At 71.1% G+C, this 17,189-nt stretch carries 23 protein-coding genes and 1 pseudogene; 10 read left to right on the plus strand and 14 right to left on the minus strand.

What is annotated here, in order from left to right; translation table 11 throughout:
• Nucleotides 1-82: 82 nt before the first annotated feature.
• Genes AB0300_RS01020 through AB0300_RS01030 form a run of 3 tightly spaced genes read left to right on the plus strand, consistent with a single transcriptional unit; the run spans nucleotide 83 to nucleotide 2,349 of the window.
• Entirely contained in the window at nucleotides 83-724 is a 642-nt protein-coding gene (locus AB0300_RS01020; RefSeq protein WP_126893344.1) for a TetR/AcrR family transcriptional regulator, read from the plus strand.
• Between the two features lie 9 nt (nucleotides 725-733).
• Nucleotides 734-1,366, plus strand: a complete 633-nt coding sequence (locus AB0300_RS01025) for a DUF4166 domain-containing protein (RefSeq protein ID WP_315105006.1) — start codon at nucleotides 734-736, stop codon at nucleotides 1,364-1,366.
• Nucleotides 1,363-2,349 carry a DUF1731 domain-containing protein gene (locus AB0300_RS01030; protein ID WP_366215308.1) on the plus strand — a complete coding sequence of 329 codons (987 nt, stop codon included), beginning with the start codon at nucleotides 1,363-1,365 and terminating at the stop codon, nucleotides 2,347-2,349. The genes AB0300_RS01025 and AB0300_RS01030 overlap by 4 nt, the downstream gene beginning before the upstream one ends.
• Nucleotides 2,350-2,368: 19 nt before the next feature.
• On the opposite strand, the gene AB0300_RS01035 is transcribed toward AB0300_RS01030, so the two are convergent.
• The 7 genes and pseudogenes from AB0300_RS01035 to AB0300_RS01065 form a co-directional block, all read right to left on the minus strand.
• Nucleotides 2,369-2,653, minus strand: a complete 285-nt coding sequence (locus AB0300_RS01035; protein ID WP_366215309.1) for a TipAS antibiotic-recognition domain-containing protein — start codon at nucleotides 2,651-2,653, stop codon at nucleotides 2,369-2,371.
• A 248-nt stretch (nucleotides 2,654-2,901) separates the two neighbouring features.
• Nucleotides 2,902-3,171 (minus strand): annotated as a pseudogene (locus AB0300_RS01040) (MerR family transcriptional regulator); the annotation flags it as partial.
• Nucleotides 3,161-3,703, minus strand: coding sequence for a VOC family protein (locus AB0300_RS01045; protein WP_025105570.1), 543 nt, complete (start codon nucleotides 3,701-3,703; stop codon nucleotides 3,161-3,163). The pseudogene AB0300_RS01040 and the gene AB0300_RS01045, both read right to left, overlap by 11 nt.
• Before the next feature lie 33 nt (nucleotides 3,704-3,736).
• Complete coding sequence (locus AB0300_RS01050) at nucleotides 3,737-4,681, minus strand: DUF1214 domain-containing protein (protein WP_366215310.1); 945 nt, start codon at nucleotides 4,679-4,681, stop codon at nucleotides 3,737-3,739.
• A 33-nt stretch (nucleotides 4,682-4,714) separates the two neighbouring features.
• Nucleotides 4,715-5,101, minus strand: coding sequence for a PLDc N-terminal domain-containing protein (locus AB0300_RS01055; RefSeq protein WP_025105568.1), 387 nt, complete (start codon nucleotides 5,099-5,101; stop codon nucleotides 4,715-4,717).
• A 39-nt stretch (nucleotides 5,102-5,140) separates the two neighbouring features.
• Complete coding sequence (locus tag AB0300_RS01060; protein ID WP_025105567.1) at nucleotides 5,141-6,070, minus strand: aldo/keto reductase family oxidoreductase; 930 nt, start codon at nucleotides 6,068-6,070, stop codon at nucleotides 5,141-5,143.
• Between the two features lie 54 nt (nucleotides 6,071-6,124).
• On the minus strand, nucleotides 6,125-6,343 hold the full coding sequence (locus tag AB0300_RS01065; protein WP_366215311.1) for a helix-turn-helix transcriptional regulator: 219 nt from the start codon (nucleotides 6,341-6,343) through the stop codon (nucleotides 6,125-6,127).
• Nucleotides 6,344-6,437: 94 nt separating this feature from the next.
• Here AB0300_RS01065 and AB0300_RS01070 point away from each other — a divergent pair, with 94 nt between their 5' ends.
• From AB0300_RS01070 to AB0300_RS01080, 3 genes are read left to right on the plus strand one after another with little or no spacing between them, the layout of a single operon-like run.
• Entirely contained in the window at nucleotides 6,438-6,809 is a 372-nt protein-coding gene (locus tag AB0300_RS01070; RefSeq protein WP_231729480.1) for a helix-turn-helix domain-containing protein, read from the plus strand.
• Nucleotides 6,810-6,833: 24 nt separating this feature from the next.
• On the plus strand, nucleotides 6,834-7,226 hold the full coding sequence (locus AB0300_RS01075; protein WP_366215312.1) for an ImmA/IrrE family metallo-endopeptidase: 393 nt from the start codon (nucleotides 6,834-6,836) through the stop codon (nucleotides 7,224-7,226).
• 38 nt (nucleotides 7,227-7,264) lie between these two features.
• Nucleotides 7,265-7,867 (plus strand): GNAT family protein, encoded by a 603-nt coding sequence (locus tag AB0300_RS01080; RefSeq protein WP_366215313.1) that lies wholly within the window; start codon nucleotides 7,265-7,267, stop codon nucleotides 7,865-7,867.
• A 24-nt stretch (nucleotides 7,868-7,891) separates the two neighbouring features.
• On the opposite strand, the gene AB0300_RS01085 is transcribed toward AB0300_RS01080, so the two are convergent.
• Nucleotides 7,892-8,098: a hypothetical protein gene (locus AB0300_RS01085; RefSeq protein WP_025105563.1), complete on the minus strand. Its 207-nt coding sequence runs from the start codon at nucleotides 8,096-8,098 to the stop codon at nucleotides 7,892-7,894.
• Nucleotides 8,099-8,186: 88 nt separating this feature from the next.
• Between AB0300_RS01085 and AB0300_RS01090 the strand changes: the two genes are divergently transcribed.
• Nucleotides 8,187-8,798: an NAD(P)H-dependent oxidoreductase gene (locus tag AB0300_RS01090; RefSeq protein WP_303709407.1), complete on the plus strand. Its 612-nt coding sequence runs from the start codon at nucleotides 8,187-8,189 to the stop codon at nucleotides 8,796-8,798.
• A 9-nt stretch (nucleotides 8,799-8,807) separates the two neighbouring features.
• Here AB0300_RS01090 and AB0300_RS01095 read toward each other — a convergent pair whose 3' ends face one another.
• The 4 genes from AB0300_RS01095 to galU form a co-directional block, all read right to left on the minus strand.
• Entirely contained in the window at nucleotides 8,808-9,119 is a 312-nt protein-coding gene (locus tag AB0300_RS01095) for a hypothetical protein (RefSeq protein ID WP_366215314.1), read from the minus strand.
• Between the two features lie 149 nt (nucleotides 9,120-9,268).
• Nucleotides 9,269-10,132, minus strand: a complete 864-nt coding sequence (locus AB0300_RS01100) for a hypothetical protein (RefSeq protein ID WP_366215315.1) — start codon at nucleotides 10,130-10,132, stop codon at nucleotides 9,269-9,271.
• Nucleotides 10,133-10,214: 82 nt separating this feature from the next.
• Nucleotides 10,215-10,826, minus strand: coding sequence for a GNAT family protein (locus tag AB0300_RS01105; RefSeq protein ID WP_060921801.1), 612 nt, complete (start codon nucleotides 10,824-10,826; stop codon nucleotides 10,215-10,217).
• A gap of 45 nt (nucleotides 10,827-10,871) precedes the next feature.
• Nucleotides 10,872-11,759, minus strand: a complete 888-nt coding sequence (gene galU, locus AB0300_RS01110; RefSeq protein WP_060921777.1) for a UTP--glucose-1-phosphate uridylyltransferase GalU — start codon at nucleotides 11,757-11,759, stop codon at nucleotides 10,872-10,874.
• A 40-nt stretch (nucleotides 11,760-11,799) separates the two neighbouring features.
• Between galU and AB0300_RS01115 the strand changes: the two genes are divergently transcribed.
• The 3 genes from AB0300_RS01115 to mscL are packed head-to-tail and all read left to right on the plus strand — an operon-like array spanning nucleotide 11,800 to nucleotide 13,140.
• Entirely contained in the window at nucleotides 11,800-12,396 is a 597-nt protein-coding gene (locus AB0300_RS01115) for a 5-formyltetrahydrofolate cyclo-ligase (RefSeq protein WP_025105557.1), read from the plus strand.
• A 15-nt stretch (nucleotides 12,397-12,411) separates the two neighbouring features.
• Nucleotides 12,412-12,684, plus strand: coding sequence for an FmdB family zinc ribbon protein (locus tag AB0300_RS01120; protein WP_025105556.1), 273 nt, complete (start codon nucleotides 12,412-12,414; stop codon nucleotides 12,682-12,684).
• 24 nt (nucleotides 12,685-12,708) lie between these two features.
• Nucleotides 12,709-13,140, plus strand: a complete 432-nt coding sequence (mscL, locus tag AB0300_RS01125; protein ID WP_025105555.1) for a large conductance mechanosensitive channel protein MscL — start codon at nucleotides 12,709-12,711, stop codon at nucleotides 13,138-13,140.
• 71 nt (nucleotides 13,141-13,211) lie between these two features.
• Here the strand turns inward: mscL and AB0300_RS01130 are convergent, their stop codons facing one another.
• Together AB0300_RS01130 and AB0300_RS01135 are read right to left on the minus strand one after the other, a co-directional pair.
• Entirely contained in the window at nucleotides 13,212-13,409 is a 198-nt protein-coding gene (locus AB0300_RS01130) for a hypothetical protein (protein ID WP_025105554.1), read from the minus strand.
• Nucleotides 13,402-17,082, minus strand: a complete 3,681-nt coding sequence (locus AB0300_RS01135) for an AAA family ATPase (RefSeq protein WP_366215316.1) — start codon at nucleotides 17,080-17,082, stop codon at nucleotides 13,402-13,404. Before AB0300_RS01135 ends, AB0300_RS01130 begins: the two co-directional genes overlap by 8 nt.
• Nucleotides 17,083-17,189 lie beyond the last annotated feature (107 nt).

The raw sequence follows: 17,189 nt of genomic DNA on the forward strand, positions 1-17,189 counted from the left end.
TGACAGGCGGGCGTTGGGCGCCTGCACGCACGCTAGCACCGAATACCTCCAGGTGGAAGTTTCTTGTCGATAGACTCGGGACATGCCCGCCGCCCCCTCCGACGACTCCGGACGCCCGCGTCCCCGCGGGACGTACGCCAAGGGCATCGCCCGCCGCCAGGAGATCCTGGACCGCGCGATCGAGGTGTTCGCGGCCCGCGGCGCCGACCGCACGAGTCTGCGGGCGATCGCGAAGGAGGTGGGGGTGACGCATGCCGCCCTCACCCACTACTTCGGGTCGCTGGAGGAGCTGCTCGTCGCGGTCTACGTCGAGAGCAACGCCCCGGGACGCAAGACCGAGCCGGAACCCGCGAACCCCGTCGAGGGGATGATCCGGTCGGCCAGAGCCAACCGCGAGGTCCCCGGTCTGGTGCAGCTGTACTCCACGCTCGTCGCCAGCGCGCTCGAGGAGGGCCATCCCGCCGCCCGCGCCTTCGCGACCGAGCGCTTCGCCCGCCTGCGGGCCGACATCGCCGAGACGGTCCGCGAGCAGCAGACGGACGGGCGCATCCGGGCCGACGTCGATCCCCTCGCGGTCGCCGCCCTCGTCGTCGCGGCCTCGGACGGCCTGCAGACGCAGTGGCTGCTGGACGACACGGCTCCGCAGCACGAGGCCCTCGCCCTCCTCGACCGTCTGCTCCGCCCGGCGGACGGCGCGGGCCGGGACGGCACTTCCGCGGACTAGGCTCGAACCGTGACGCCCGTGCCGCAGTCCCCGTACGCGAGGGCCCTCGGCGAGCGCCTCGCCGAGCTTCACCCCCGACTTCGGACTTACTTCCAGGCGGTCCCGGACGGGATGGTCGGCGTCGGCGAAGGCACGTTCCAGCGCGTCGGCACGCCGCGACGCGTGCTATGGCCGCTCCTCCGCCGCCTCGAACGGCGCGGGGTGATCGCCGCACGTTGGGAACGCGACGTGCCGTTCCGCATCGAGAACCGCACCATCGCCTCCCGTGCGATCGCCGAGCGCACCTTTCTGTTCGCGAGCGGGCCATGGGTGATGCGCGACGCCGTGGCACCGACGCGGCACGGCCGCATCGTCGACGAGCTCGGCGAGCCCGGGCTTGTCGTCGCCTGCTTCGCCGTGGAGCCCCGCGCGGGCGCCCTGCACCTGACCAGTCGCGCGGTGGGCATCCGTCTCGGGCACTTCCGGCTCCGCATCCCGCGGATCGTGGCTCCCGTGGTCCGGCTCGTCGAGCGCTGGGACGACGAGGCCGGTCGTCAGCGGGTGCGCCTGACGGTCGACGCCCCGCTCCTCGGCCGCCTCTACGAGTACCGGGGCAACTTCGACTACGCCCTCGAACCCGATCGGAAGGACGACAGCGCATGAGCACGGACCGGGCGGTCATCGGCGGGGCCACAGGGTTCATGGGGCGATTCCTCACGGCGCGACTCCGGGATGCCGGGCGCGAGGTCGTCACGATCTCCCGCTCGGGAAGCGACCTCACCTGGAGCGATCAGGACGGCATCGACGCCGCCGTCGACGGGGCCTCGCTCGTGATCGGCCTCGCGGGCACGAGCGTGAACTGCCGCTACACGCCGCGCAACCGTGCCGAGATCTTCCGCTCCCGCCTGGACACGACCGCGGCCCTGAGCCGCGCCATCTCCCGCGCGGCCACCCCGCCGCCGCTGTGGATCAACTCCTCGACGGCCACGATCTACCGGCACGCCGAGGACCGGCCGATGACGGAGTCCTCCGGCGAGATCGGCACGGGCTTCTCGGTCGAGGTCGCCAAGGCGTGGGAGCGCGCCCTCTTCGCCGACGCGCTCCCCGGCACCCGCCGTGTGGCCCTCCGCACCGCCATCGTCCTCGGCGACGGCGGTGTGCTGGAACCGCTCCGCACCCTCGCACGGCTGGGCCTCGGCGGCCCCCAGTACGACGGGTTCTGGCCGGTCGGTCCCGCGCGCCGCGCCGCCGGCACCGCACACCTCCCCGGCGCCCGTCGCGGACGGCAGCGCTTCAGCTGGATCCACATCGAGGATGTGGCGCGCATCATCGAGTTCCTCGAAGAGACCCCCGCTCTGGACGGGCCGGTCAACGCCGCCTCGCCGCACCCCGTCGACAACGCCGCCTTCATGGCCACCGTGCGCCGCGTGCTGGGGGCGAAGGTCGGCCCGCCGATGCCGCGCTGGATGCTCGAGCTCGGCGCCATCGGCATCCGCACCGAGACCGAGCTCGTGCTCAAGAGCCGCTGGGTCCTCCCCGAGAAGCTCACCGCCGCCGGCTTCACCTTCCGCTACCCGGAGCTCGAGGAGGCCGTCCATGCCTCGTTCGCCGTCACGGACGCGAATCCCCGGACGCACGCGGCCTGACCCGGCGGGCGCAGAGGGGTCACCGCCAGACCGCTGACTCCGGATCGATGCCATGACGCCGGGCCTCGGCCTCGATGCTGCGGCGGAACCACTCCGCCAGCCCCGCGCGGATGCCGTCGTAGTGCGCCGCATAGCCGGGGTCGGCGACGAACAGCCGACCGAGCACGACCTGCATCTCCCTGCTCAACGGGAAGTAGGCCGAGAACACCGCACGGTGTCGCTCGACGAGCGCATCGGCGTCCGCCGTCCCGGGAGCCACACCGGCATCCATGGCCGTCGCGAGGGCGGACTCGAACTCCCGCATCGCGTCCGCGACCGCCTGCCATTCCCCGCATCGCGCGCCGCGGATCGCTCCGCGTACTGCTGCCACTGCACCGTGTCGCCCCAGCGGCGGCGCGCATCGAGCGGCCAGGACGGGTCCCAATCGGGCCCGAACACCGCGCGCTGCTCGCCCGCGCTCAGCATCAGGCCGCGCTCGTGGGCGGTCACCATCCGCTCCAGTTCAGCCTGCAGGTCGGTCAGGCGTGCGATCCGGGCCGCGAGCTGCTCCTGCTGCGCGCGCAGCGCGGTGAGGATGTCGGTGGCCGGATCGTCCAGCAGCCGGCGGATCGCCTCGAGGCCGAGACCGAGTTCGCGATAGACGACGATGCGCCGCAGGCGCTCCTGATCGACGTCCGTGTACACCCGGTATCCGGCCGCCGAACGCGCGGACGGACGGGCTAGACCGATGTCGTCCCAGTGATGCAGCGTCCGCACCGTCACCCCGGCGAGCGCCGCGGCCCGACCGACGGTCAGGTCCGCGGCGCCGCTGTCATCCGGCATCCACTCCTCCTCCGATCTCCGCCGTGTCCGCGGGCGGACGGATGCCCATCTCCGCGAGGGTGGCCGCCTCGACGCTCCCCGGCTCGTAGGGCTTCGCCGCCGTGAAGACGACGCGCACGTTCTCGGGGGTCACGATCTCCACATCCCGGGTGTTCCAGGGCGTGTCGATCGGATCCCCGACCGTGCCGGGACCCCACGCCCGGCAGGCCGCCACGAGCGGCTCGATCTGGCCGAGCACGCACGCGAAGCTGACCCGCAGGCCGGGTGCTGTCTCCTGTGCGGTCTCGCCCGGCACGAGCAGCACATCCTGGAAGACCCACCGCCGGAGGTGGACGATCCGCCCCGGCACCCCGAAGAGCTCGAAGAAGCCCAGGCCCCGCGTCCAGAACTCGACCGAGGCGGCGAGGTCCGTCGTAGGGATGGTGACGAAGGCGGGCATCCCGTAGATGCCCCGGAACAGCTCCGGTGCGACCGCGTCGGGGCCCGGCGCCGGCACCGGGCTCATCTCGAAAGCGTTGTAGTGATCAGTCATGCCTCCACGATCGGGCCTCACGCGGCGTCAGGGTCAAGCCGATTCCCGGAGCGTCGGGAACGTCCAGCTGCCGTCGAGCACCTCGGGGCGGGGGCGGTAGAGGCGGACGAGGTAGTTCCAGCCCTCCGTGATCGGGAGCACGTTCGGCACGCCCTCCGGATGGTCGCCGAAGCGGACGGTGATCGTGCCGGCGTCGTTGCGGACGCCGGTGATGTCGTTGATCGTGTAGGCCTCGCGATCGTTCGGCTCGAAGAAGCCGTCGGCGTTGTACACCGAGATCGACCAGAAGCCGTCGACGGGGACCTCGTCGACCGTGAGCTCGTAGCGGCCCACCGGCAGACGCGGATCGACGCCGATGTAGCTCGCCTCGGATGAGGGAAGCCCTCCCCAGCCCGCCGCCGTGCCGATGAGGTGCCGCACCGGGTCGACCTCGTCCTCGCTGCCGAACATGCGGTCGAAACCCCGCAGGTTCCGGGCCAACGCGAGCAGCGCCTGGCGGGTCTCATCGAGGCTGACGGTGTCGTAGTCCGGCATCGCGAAGGGCGTGGCCGATCCGCTGTGCAGCGCGATGCGGTCCTGCAGCGCCCCCACCTCCGCCACATCCGCCGGGTCCGCGGGGTCCACGAGGATGCGCACGGCCAGCACGACGTACGGCGTCCCGAACTGCGCCTCCGTCAGCGTGTGCTCGCCCGCCTCGTGGAAGATCGCATCCACATAGTGGTGCTCGTTGACGACCATCGCCGAGAGGTAACGGTCGCCGTGCTCCGGGATGCTGAACGTCGCGCCCTCGCTGATGTCGAGGACCGCGAAGCTGTACAGCGTGTCGCGGTTCAGCCGGATCACGGTCTGCCGGTCGATCGCGGCCGGAGCCCGGTTGTGCAGGAACCGGTCCACGCCCCCGGCCTCCTTCTGGAGGTCGCGCATCATGCGGTGGGTCTCGGCGAGGGCGAAGTTGTCGACGTTCACGAGGATGCTCATGACGGCATCCTGGCAGGCCGCACCGCTCGGCGGCTAGGACGACGGAAGAGCGTCGTCTCCCCGTTCCCGACGCCGCTTCTCGATCTCCTCGCGCAGCCGCCACTCCTCGATCTCCCGGTCGAGGTCCGCGATCTGCTGCTCGGTGGACCGGACGTCGACCGGCGGCGCGGGGCGTGCGACCGTCGTCGTCGGGGCCGCGGGGCGCTCGGCGCGCCGCATCCGCGGGAGCGGAACGCCACCCTCCCCGTACTCCCGCCCGAGCGCGAACCACAGCGCGCTGCCGATCAACGGCAGCAGGATCACGATGATGATCCAGACCATCTTCGGCAGGTGCTTCACCTGCGAGTCGTCGCGCGTGATGATGTCGATCAGCGCACCGATCATCAGCGCGATGACCAGGAGCGAGAACAGGAACGGCATGGGTTCAGAGTAGACGACGCACGGACGGGACCCGAGGGTTCACGGCAGCAGGTGTCCGGCGGCGCGGAAGAGCTCGTACCACTCCGGGCGGGTGAGCACGACGTCCACTCCGGCCGCTGCCTCCTGCACGCGGTGCGGTGTCGTAGTGCCGAGCACGACCTGCATCCCGGCGGGGTGCCGGGTGATCCAGGCGGTGGCGATCGCGGTCGGTGTCACTCCATGGACTCCCGCCAGGCGCTCGATCACGGCGTTGAGCTCGGGGTAGTCCGGGTGCCCGAGGAAGACGCCGCCGCCGAAGCCGCTCTGGTACGGAGACCAGGCCTGCACGGTGATGCCGTGGATCCGGCAGTAGTCCACGATGCCGCCGCCGTCGCGCCCGATGCTCTGGTCATGGCCCGCCATGTTCGCCGCCACCGGCTGCGCGATGATCGGCGCATGCGTAAGGGACAGCTGGAGCTGGTTCGCGACCAGGGGCTGCCGCACCGCGGTCTTCAGCAGCTCGATCTGCGACGGGGTGTGGTTCGACACCCCGAACGCGCGCACCTTGCCCGAGGACTCGAGGTGGTCGAAGGCGCGAGCCACCTCGTCCGGCTCGACGAGGGCGTCCGGCCGGTGCAGCAGGAGGACGTCGATGCGGTCGGTGCGGAGGGCCGCGAGCGAGCCCTCGACCTGCCCGACGATGTGGTCGTAGGAGAAGTCGAACATGCCCTGCGCCGGCACGATGCCGCACTTGGTCTGCAGCACGATCTCGTCCCGCTCCGTGGTGCTGAGCCGGAGAGCATCCGCGAATCGCGCTTCGCAGTGGTGCATCTCCCCGCCGTAGATGTCCGCGTGGTCGAAGAAGTCGATCCCGGCATCCCGTGCGGTCGCATACAGGCCGCGGATCTGCTCGTCGTCGAGGCTGTCGATGCGCATCATCCCGGCGATCAGGGCCGGAGCGGTCGTCGATCCGAAGGGTACGGTCTTCATGCGCCCACGCTACTTCATCGCCTCGCCCCGTCCCAGGCGCGGGCGCGCATCATCTCAGGGCGCGCAGGGCAGCAGCCGCGTGACGGGGACGTCGAGCACCCCCGCGATCCCCGCCACATCCTCCATCGTGAAGTCCGCGCGCTCCTCGAGGAGGTCGGCCAGCGCGGCCGGCGCGATCCCGGTCTGCTCCGAGAGCTCGATGAACGACACTCCGGCGTGCAAGCGAGCGGCCTCCACGGCCGATGCCATCAGATGACGCAATTCTGTCCCCATGCGCATACGGTACCGCCACGCACGGACACAGAGAGAGCCCTCAGCTACCAATATGACGGCATCCTGCTCTCGGTGCGCTGCTAAGGTGAGCCGGATGAAGACACCAGCCGAGCAGTTCAACGAGGCGGTCGGCCGTCAGATGCGGGCGGAGATCGCGGCGGCACGCAGCAGCATCGCCGCCATGGCGCGCGATGTGGGCATCGCCCGGAGCGCCCTCGACAACTACGTCACGGGCAAGCGCGCCATTCCCGTGCCGGTGGTCTACGCGGTGTGCGCCACGCTCGGCGTCGAGCCGCACGTCCTCGTGGCCCGCGCTGAGGAGCGTCTGGCCGCCGACGGCATGTCGGCGATCGTCACTCCCCTCCGGCGCCGCACCGATGTCGCCACCCCACGCGATAATGCCCGCGAGGTCGCCTTCGAATCCGGATCCACCCGCGAGACGGACACCGACGACCTCTACGAGTAGACGACACCGACCGGACGGAGGCCCATGCAGCAGCTTCTCCGTCTGGCCGACGAGTTCGGTCTCCGCGTGATCGAACGCACCGGTCTCACCCTCGGGGGCTTCCAGCCCGTCACGCGCACGATCCGGCTCGCCCCGGGGATGAGCAGGCGCACCGCCCGCAGCGTGCTCGCCCATGAGCTCGGTCACGCTCACCTCGGTCATCAGCCCACGCGGCAGGCGGCCCTTCGGGCTCGACAGGAGCGGCAGGCCGATGAGTGGGCCGCGCGACGCCTGATCACGCCGGCGGCGTACGCAGCGGCGGAGCAGCTCCGCGGCACACATCTGGCCAGCCTGGCCTTCGAGCTCGACGTCACGATCGAGATCGTCCTCGCGTTCCAGCGGGTGCTGCGCCGCGAGCACCTGGCCATCCCCGCCTGAGGGCCGGGCACAGCGGCCGACGCTGGTTGAATGACACCATGGCCTTCCACGTCGCCCCCGCCCCCGTCACTCTCACCGGCGATCTCGTCGAGCTCCGCCCTCTCGACCGGTCGCACGTCGACGGCCTCGTCGAAGCAGTCTCCGAGGGCGACCTGTGGAAGACCGCCTGGTACACCTCGGTTCCGGCACCCGACGGCGTCGCGGCCGAGGTCGACCGGCGCCTGAGCCTCGTCGCCACCGGCGAGATGGTGCCCTTCACGGCCTTCGACGCCGCCGGACGCGTGCTGGGACTGACGTCGTACTACGACATCGTCGCCGACGTCCCCCGACTGCACATCGGATACACCTGGAACCGGCCGTCCGCTCATGGCACGGGCACCAATGCGGAGTCGAAGCTGCTGCTCCTCCGCCACGCCTTCGAGACACTGGGGGTCTTCCGGGTCGGGCTGACGACCCAGTGGGTGAACTTCCAGTCCCGCGCCGCGATCGAACGACTGGGCGCGAAGCAGGACGGTGTGATGCGGGCCATGAGCCGCTATCGCAACGGCGCACTCCGCGACAGCGTGGAGTACTCCATCATCGAGCCGGAGTGGCCGGCGGTGCGGGCGAACCTCGAAGCGAGGCTCGCCCAGCGACGGTGAGCGCGGGGCACCGCCCCGCGGCGGTCACTCGGTCGGGCTGCCGGTCCAGTTCTTGGAGCGACGCGTGGCCGAACCGCGCTGGCGCATCGCGAACCCGAGAGCCAGCGAGACGAGCAGGATGCCGCCGACGAAGGTGAGCGCGGCGAGCGTGTCCGGCATCTCGTGGGCGATCCCCAGCAGCCAGAAGCCTCCGAGGAACATGATCATGAAGAAGAGGAAGCTGAGGATCACGGGATCTCCTGTCGTCGGTGCTCTACCAGGATAGCCCGGACCCGGAAAGGCCCTGTGCCGCCGCCCGCATCTCTGGTGGAGTCGGAGCATGGACACCTCCCTCACCGCCCTCGCGATCTCCTGCACCCTCAAGCCCTCCCCCGCGTCGTCGAGCTCCGATCTGCTCGCGCGTCAGCTGCTCGATGCCCTCGCCGAGCACGGGGTGACGGGTGACCTCGTCCGGGCCGTCGACCTCGACATCCGTCCCGGCGTGGAGAAGGACATGGGCGACGGCGACCAGTGGCCGGCCCTGCGTCAGCGCGTCCTCGATGCCGACATCCTCGTGTTCGTCACGCCGACGTGGATGGGACAGCACTCGAGCGTCGCCCAGCGCGTGCTGGAGCGCCTCGACGCCGAGCTCAGCGAGACGGACGAGCAGGGCCGCCCGATCCTCTTCGACAAGGTCGCGATCGCCGGTGTCCTCGGGAACGAGGACGGCGCGCACCACATCTCCGCGATCCTCTTCCAGGCGCTGAACGACATCGGCTACACGATCCCCGCGCAGACCTCCGTGTACTGGAACGGCGAGGCCATGCAGACAGTGGACTACAAGGACCTCGATGAGACGCCGGAGGCCGTGAGCTCTGCGATCGCGACCGCGACCCGCAACGCCGCGCACCTCGCCCGGCAGCTCACCGCGCAGGCGTACCCCGCCGAGTAGCGGAGGCGCTCAGTCGGCGGGACCGTCGACGACCTCGTCCACGAGGCTGATGCCTCCCGACGAGCTCGCCTCGACCATGAGGGCCTGGATCCACTTGACGTTCAGCTCCGGCGTCTCCGGCTCCGAGAAGGTGAAGCGCAGCGGGATCGACGGATGCAGCCAGATCGTCGAACGTCCCGGCACGTCGCCGTCGGGGTGCTTCCAGGAGAGCGTGAAGCTCTCGTTCCGGCGGAGTTTGGTCGCGATCGCGACCTTCAGATGGGTCAGGGCGCGGTCCTCGATCTGGATCTCGCTGCCGGAGCCGTACTGCATGGTTCCCATCCCCCGACTCTACGGCCCAGAGCGGGCGGGACGCGAGGAGCGACACTCGCGCGCGTCTCCGGTGTGCCCGTACGGCCGAGACGGCCGGAACCGCTCGCCGGGAGCGGCACGGAGGCGTCAGCGAAGGAGACCCGCGCTCACCGCGACGGTCATCCGGCGGCCCGACGCTGGAGGAGCTGGCGCACGTGCGCCTCGATCTCCGCGTCGTCGACGAAGCCCATGCGGGCGTACGGGGATTCCGCCGCTGCCGCCGGCGCTGCCGGGAGGCTGACGGGCGCTGCCGGCGCCATCTCCTCGGCGCGGGCACGGAGCGCGGCGACCCGAGCGGCCTTGCGGCGCTCCTCCTGCGCATCGATCTCGGCGCGAGCCGCCTGGGCGCGCGATCCCGTGACCGACACCATCGGCTCCGGGAGCTGGCGCGGGGTCCAGGTGGCGGGGCCCTGGTCGTGCAGGGCCGGAGCGACCCTCTCCGCGATGGTCTCGACGGCCGCGGGCTGCGGACGACGGGCAGCGCGCACAGCGACCGCGGCCATCCGCTGCAGGACGATGGTGGCGATGAGGGCTGCCACCCCACCGCTCCAGAGGAGCACCGCTCCCCCGGTGGCCAGGAGCTGCCAGATGCCGAGACCGACAGCGACGAGACCGAGGACGAGCGCGCCGGTAGCCGTCAGGCGCACGCGTCGGCGGGCCCGTGCGCGACGGATCACGGGATCGGCCCGCGTGGCGGCGAGTTCCTGGCGGAGGGCCTCGAGCTCCGCGGCTTCCCGCTGGGCCTGCAGCCGCTTCGCGAGCTTCTGCTGCGCGACGACGGTACGGGCGTTGAGCTCCATGTGCACCTCGCTGGGCGTCTCGCTCGTCTCGGCGAGGATCCGCAGCGCCTGATTGAGCCGCACGGCGTTCCGCTCGGCCGCGTTGTACTGGAAGCGCCCGCGCCAGGAGGGCAGCAGGTACAGCATCCACAGGAGCACGGCGACGAGCACGATCACTCCCCCGCTCAGCACCGGCCCGTCCATAGGACAACGGTAACGGCGGCGGACCGGCCGCGTCGTGCAGTCGGGGCGCGTGTCGCGGCGTGTCCTTCCGCAACGGGCGATGTCAGAGGCTGATGCGGTCCGCCGGCGGGATCGTCGCCGCGTGCGGCGGCACCTGTCCGTGGATCCACCGGGCGAGCACGCCCTGCGGAACCTCCTCCTGCGTGAGGGCGAAGGCGTAGTGGTCGCGCCAGTCCCCGTCGATGTGGATGTACCGCCGGCGCAGCCCCTCGTACCGGAAGCCGAGCTTCTGGACCACGCGAAGGCTCGCGGCGTTCTCGGGCCGGATGCAGATCTCCATACGATGCAGCCCGTACTCCGTGAAGCAGGCGTCGGTCGCGAGCGCGACCGCGGTCGGGGTGATCCCCCGCCCCGCGAAGCGCTCGCTCACCCAGTACCCGATCGTCGCCGAGCACAGCGAGCCCCGAGCGACGCCCCAGACGTTCAGCTGCCCGGCGACCTCACCGTCGTACTCCATGACGAACGGGTAGCCGCCGCCATCCCGGTACTGCTGGAGCAGCCGACGGATGCTGACCCGCATGTCGAAGGACACCGCCCCGTGCGGGATCGTCGCCTCCCACGGCTGCAGCCACGCGCGGTTCGCGAGCAGCTCCTGCTGCAGAGGCCGCGCGTCCTTCGTCCGGATCAGACGCAGCTCGACCGGTCCGTGCCGCATCCCCGTCGACAGCTCCACGCCGCACCTCCGACGACCGCGAGGCGCCTAGAGGCGCTCCGCGAAGTCCTTGAGCCAGGGGCGCAGCTCCGAGCCCAGGTCGTCGCGGTCGGCCGCGAGCTGCACGATCGCCTTGATGTAGTCCACGCGGTCGCCGGTGTCGTAGCGGCGGCCTCCGAAGACGACGCCGACCACGCCCGGTCCGCCGTCCGCCGTCGCGAGCTCCTGCAGGGCATCCGTGAGCTGGATCTCCCCGCCCTTGCCGGGCTCGGTCCGCTCGAGGATCTCGAAGACCGACGCGGGGAGCACGTAGCGACCGATGATCGCGAGGTTGGACGGGGCGTCCTCCTTCGCGGGCTTCTCGACGAGGCCCGTGACACGAACGGCGTCCGACCCCTCGATCGGCTCGACGGCGGCGGCCCCGTACATGTGGATGCTGTCCGGGTCGACCTCCATGAGGGCGATGACGGCGGCGCCGGTGCGCTCGTGCTCCGCGATCATCTCCGTGAGCAGCGGGTCGCGCTCGTCGATGAGGTCGTCGCCGAGCAGCACCGCGAACGAGCTGTCGCCGACGTGCGTCCGAGCGCGGAGCACGGCGTGGCCGAGACCCTTGGGCTCGCCCTGGCGGACGAAGTGGATGTCGGCGAGGTCGCTCGACTTCATCACGCGCTCCAGGCGACCGGTGTCGCCCTTCTCCATGAGCTTCACCTCGAGCTCCGGCACGGAGTCGAAGTGGTTGGAGATCGCGTTCTTGTTGCGCCCGATGATCACGAGGATGTCCTCGATCCCGGCGTTCGCCGCCTCCTCGACGACGTACTGGATCGCCGGCTTGTCGACGACGGGGAGCATCTCCTTCGGCATCGCCTTCGTCGCGGGCAGGAATCGTGTCCCCAGTCCGGCGGCGGGAATGACAGCCTTGATCTTCTCGTGAGCCATTCCCACAGCCTACCGGTGGGGGCCGCCCTAGACTCGGACCATGGCTAACGACGTCGAGCACGCCAAGCGAGCCCTCCGCGCGGAGCTGCGCGAGCGGCGTCAGCTGCTGTCCGATCCCCAGCGCGAAGCCGCTGCCACGGCGATCGGCGAACGGCTGGACGCCCTCGTCGACGAGCTCGGCGCCCGCTCCGTCTCCTGCTTCCTCTCCACCACCACGGAGCCGGGCACCAGGGAGTTCGTCACCCGCGCGGTCCGCCGCGGGATCCGGGTGCTCCTCCCGGTCACCCGCTCCGACGGACTGCTGGACTGGGCGGTCGCCGACGACACCGACGAGATCGCGGAAGGCCTGTACGGGCTGCCCGAGCCCACCGGCGAGGTGCTCGGGCCGATCGCCGTGAACGACGTCGACCTCATGATCGTCCCCGCCGCCGCCGTCGACCGCTCGGGGATGCGGATGGGCTGGGGCCGCGGCTACTTCGACAAGACCATCGGCTCCATGGAGAAGTGCCCTCCGGTGTACGCGGTGATCTATGATTCCGAGGTACTCGACGAACTGCCTCGTGAGGTGCACGATCAGCCGGTCGACGGCATCGTGACCCCGTCGCAGACGCTGCATCTGTCGCCTCGGCGACGCTGACCCGCAAGGACCGCCATGCCCACCTACGCCTATGCCTGCACCGCGTGCGGGCACCAGTTCGACGCCGTCCAGAGCTTCTCCGACGACGCGCTCACGGTCTGCCCCGAGTGCGGCGGCGCGCTGCGCAAGCAGTACGGCTCGATCGGCGTGACCTTCAACGGCTCCGGCTTCTATCGCACGGACTCGCGCGCCAAATCCGGGGGTTCGAAGGATGCTTCGGCATCATCGAAGTCGGATTCGACGACGAGCGCCAAACCGGCTGCTGCGTCGACTCCCGCCTCGAACTGAGGCCCAGTCGACTTGGGGGTTTCCATGCTCAAAGGTTTCAAGGACTTCCTGCTCCGCGGGAACGTCATCGATCTGGCCGTCGCGGTCGTCATCGGCACCGCCTTCACGGCGATCGTCACAGCGGTCGTGAACAGCATCATCAACCCGCTCATCGCGCTCTTCCTCAAGGCGGACGCCGCGGGGCAGTTCGGCATCCAGGTTCCGAACATCTACGGCGAGACCGTCACGTTCCCGATCGGCGACCTCATCTCGGCGATCATCAGCTTCCTCGCGGTCGCCGCGGTCGTCTACTTCGTCTTCGTCCTGCCGATGAACACGTTCAAGGCGCACGTCGAGGCACGCAAGGGCACGCCCGCCGAGGAGCCGGAGGAGGAGCCGGCCGCCGCGACCGAGGCGGAGCTGCTCGTCGAGATCCGCGATCTGCTCAAGACCCAGCAGGGTCCGCGCGGCGTCTGACCGCACCGCGCTCACGACCCACGGCTCTCCTCGGAGGGCCGTGGGTCTTTCTCGTTCCGGGTGCGGCCGCCTCAGTAGTGCGGAGGCACGTCGCGGAGGAGCTGGTCGTCGTTGGGACCCTTCCGATCGCCGGGGGCGGACCGGCGCGGCGTCTCACCCCCCGGGACCTCCGGCGCCGGGTCGCTGCCCTCGACGGGCGTCAGACGCGCCCGCCGGGAGCCCGGCACCCGGACGACCCGCTGACGCGGCTCGTCACGGCCGTCAGTCATTCCGGTGGTCGCCGAGGTCGAGGGGCTGCGTGTCGTTCTCCGCGCGCGGGGCCGACTCCGAGATGCCGAGCACCGTCGCGATCCGGGACGCCACCGTGCGCGGGTCGCTGTAGAGGTCGAACGCGTGCACGCGGACGTAGTGCCAGCCGAGGCGGCGGAGCACATGCGGGCGCAGCCGGAGCGTCTCGCGCAGCGACTCCCCCCGGGACTCCGGATCGGACTCGATCACGACGGCCTTGCCGTTGTGCTGCGCCACGAGCGGCAGGAGCCCCCGGTAGTCGACGTCGACGGAAGCGCCGAGACGCCGGAGCTCCCTGGCCAGTGCGAGCGTGAGCGGGTCGGCCAGATCCTCCAGGCGCGCATCGCGGGCGCGCGCCGCGAGACCGCCGAGGATCGACATGAGCGTGGCTGCGCCGTGCTCGAGACGCCCGTCGTCGAAGGCCGAGGGGCGGATGGACGAGACGATCACCATGGAGCGCCGCGCCCGGGTCATCCCGACGGTCAGCAGCCGCTCGCCGTCCGGCGTCGACAGGTCGCCGAAGTCGCTGAGGACGCGGCCGTGCTTGGTGAGTCCGAAGCCGAGCGAGAAGATGACGCGGTCGCGGCTCTCGGCGACGGACTCCTCGAGCGTGAGCACGGCGAACGGCTCCGCGGTGTCGCGGGCGACGAAGTCGGCGACGTCGGAGCGGCCGGCGAAGGCGGCGGTCACGGCGGCCCGCACGCGCTCCGCGTGACGGGTGCTGGCGGTGACCACCATGAGCGACTCCGTCGGGCGGTGCACGGCGTGCTCGACGACGAGCGTGACGACGCGGGCGACCTCGGCGTCCGGGCTCTCGACGGCGCCGGACACGGGATCGGGCGTCCCGGTGCCCCCTTCGACGTAGTCGACGGTGAGGCTGCCCCGGCCCAGGTACGACCCCGCCCACGGAAGGGAGACGATCTCGCCGCCGTAGAACGCGTCGTTGATGAGCTCCGCGAGGTCCTCACCGCCGGCACGGTAGCTCCGGGTCAGCGTCATCACGGGGAACAGCTCGGACAGCCGCTCGAAGACGGAGACCTCGTCGAACGGGACCTCCTCCTCCCAGTCCTCCGCGGGGTCGACCGCGATGCGGAAGGGAGAGGGCCGCTGCGTGACCGGGTCTCCGAAGGCGACGACCTGCCGGGCACGGCGGATCGCCGGGGCCGCCTCGGCGAGGTTGATGGCCGCGGCGTCGACGAGGAGCACGGTGTCGAACTCCACCGCGTCCGGGATCTCCGGGACGAGGTAGGGCGACGAGATCCAGACCGGAGCCAGGACGTCGACGAGGGTCGGCGCGGCGCTGACGACCTCGGCGGCCGTCGTCGCGGACTGCGTCAGGGCGCGGCGCAGGTTCTGCGACTGCTCGGGCTCGTCCACGATGGCGATGCGCCACTGGTTCGCGAGCTGCCAGGCGAGCAGCGGTCCCGCCATCGCCGCGTGCGCCTCGTCGACCAGCCGGAAGTCGCGCTCGAGGCGGTCGACCACCGCGGTGTTCGCTCCGAGCAGCGCGCGGTTGTCCTGCAGCGCGCGCTCGAGGAGGGACTGCCACCAGGCGAACTCGAGCTCGTCCCCCACCCGCGCTTCGGAGACATGGCGAACCGAGAGCTCGGTCAGCAACGGCTCCAGGCCGAGGAGGGCGAGCTTGTCACGCAGCTGCGCGCGCTCGACGAGGTTCTCGAAGACGTCGGACTTCGCGGCGAGACCCGCGAGCATGCGCACGAGTCGCGCGACCGGCAGCGAGGACAGCGGTTCGCGGCGGCCGAGTGCCGCGTCCAGCTCGGCCAGCTCGGCCTCCACCCGCTGCCAGGAGGCGAACACGTCGGCGAGGCCGAGCGGGATCTCCGGCGCGACGCCCGCGTCGACGTAGCGCTGCCACTGGGTGCGCTGGGTCTGGATGCGCAGCAGCGCCTCGTGCATCTCCGTCACGTGCACGCCGGGGCGGACGTACTCCTTGGCGAGGCGGCGGAGGCGGCGACGGTTCGCTCCGGACATCCCGGGTGCGTCCCGGCGGGAGCCGTGCGCCTGGATGAGCTCCCCGAGCGGACGCTCGAACACCGTCGGGCTGAACCGGTCGAGGGTGTCGCGGATGCCCTGCAGCAGCTCGAGGTAGTCGCCGAGCTCGTCGATCGTCGAGAACGGCCGCATGTGCGTCTGCGCGATGAGCTCGTAGCCGCGCTCCAGCAGGGCGGGCACGCTGACGGCATGGAGGCGCCCGGCGAGCTCGTGGGCGGCGCGGGCGGCCTCGGTGCTGCCGAAGGTGACGCCGTACCAGGGTGAATCGTTCGGTCCGACGCGGAACTCGCCGAGCCGTGCGGCCTGAGCCAGTGCGGCGGCCGCCTCGGTGCGATCCTTCGCGAGCCGGCGCAGGGCGTCCACGCTCAGTCGGGCGGTGGTCGACGGCGGGACCGGCAGGGACGCGAGACGGGTGAGGTGCCTGGTCGCGTCCAGGACGGAGGCGTCGAGGCCGGGGATCGGAACGGTCAGAGCGTCGCGATAGTCGCGGAGCACCGTGCGCAGCCGCACGAGCGCGTCGTCGACCTCGCTCACCTTGGGCGCGGTCGCCTTCTCGTTCCTGCCGATCGCACGGACGAGGTCGCGGCGCAGGCTCGCCGGGGACACCGCGAGGCTGTCGAGGCCGATGCCGGCGAGGCGGTGGCGCACGCCGTCGAGCGTCGACCGGCGGGCCGAGACGACGAGCACCTTCTTGCCGGCGCGGACGAGCTCGCCCAGCGCGTTGATGACGGTCTGCGTGCCGCCGGTGCCCGGCAGCGTCGCCACGGTGAGGGAGTGACCGGCGGTGATGCGGGCCAGCACCGCCTCCTGCTCGGCATCCGCGTCGAGGAGGAGCGTGTCCGAGGCGGGCGCGCGGTCGTCAGGACCGACGTGGTGCGGGACGGCGCGCGGTGCCGTGACCTGCTCGCGATCGCCGACGTGGCCGCCGAGGGCGTTGAGCACGGGGTGGTCGAGGGTGCCGCCGTCCTGGGCCATAGCGCCAGCGACATCGGCGAAGGTGGAGACGACGAGTCGAGGCTCGACGGAGAACGTCTCGATCGATCGGGTCAGACCGCGCAGGCTGTCGATCACCGGCTGCGGCTTGAAGATGCCGCCGTCGTAGGCGAGCGCCGCGAGGGCTGTCGCGTCGAGCGACAGCCCGAAGTGCTCGCGGGCGACCCGGACGAGCTCCGGATTCACCTCGAACGCCCCCTGCAGCTTGAGCTCGAAGTCGGTGTGATGGCGGCGGATCGCGAGGGGTCGCAGCAGGACAGGGGCCGCGAAGGTCGCCCCGCCGATGCGCCACCGCGCGACGCCGACGGCGAGGTGCACGGCTTCGATGCCGCGGACCGTGCGCAGCTCGGTGTTCTTGGCCGTGATGCGCTCGGCGGCCAGCCGCGCGGTACGCAGGCCCACCTCGTCGCGGAAGAGGTTGGAGAGGAGCGTCGACTTGCCGGTGATGAACTGCGGCAGGCTGCCCGGGTGCGCCTTGGAGATGTCGATGCCGGATTCCGGCCCGTCGCGGAAGCTGCTCAGCGGCGAAGGACCGCCCAGATCGGCGGCTTCGGCCCGCAGGCGCGTCCGCTCGGCCTCGGCGGCGTGCGCGATCCCGACTCCGGTGGACGAGTCGTGCAGGTCACCGAGGGACACAGCGTTGTCCACCGCTGTGCTGTTCGCAGACCTGCTTTCCCGTCGCCACACACTCACACCCTAGGCGCGACACCGTCGGAGATCGGTATCCACGGCGGGTTTCCGGTGAAAAACAGCCC

The sequence above is a fragment of the Microbacterium sp. NPDC078814 genome (assembly GCF_040702645.1).
Classification (GTDB): Bacteria; Actinomycetota; Actinomycetes; order Actinomycetales; family Microbacteriaceae; genus Microbacterium.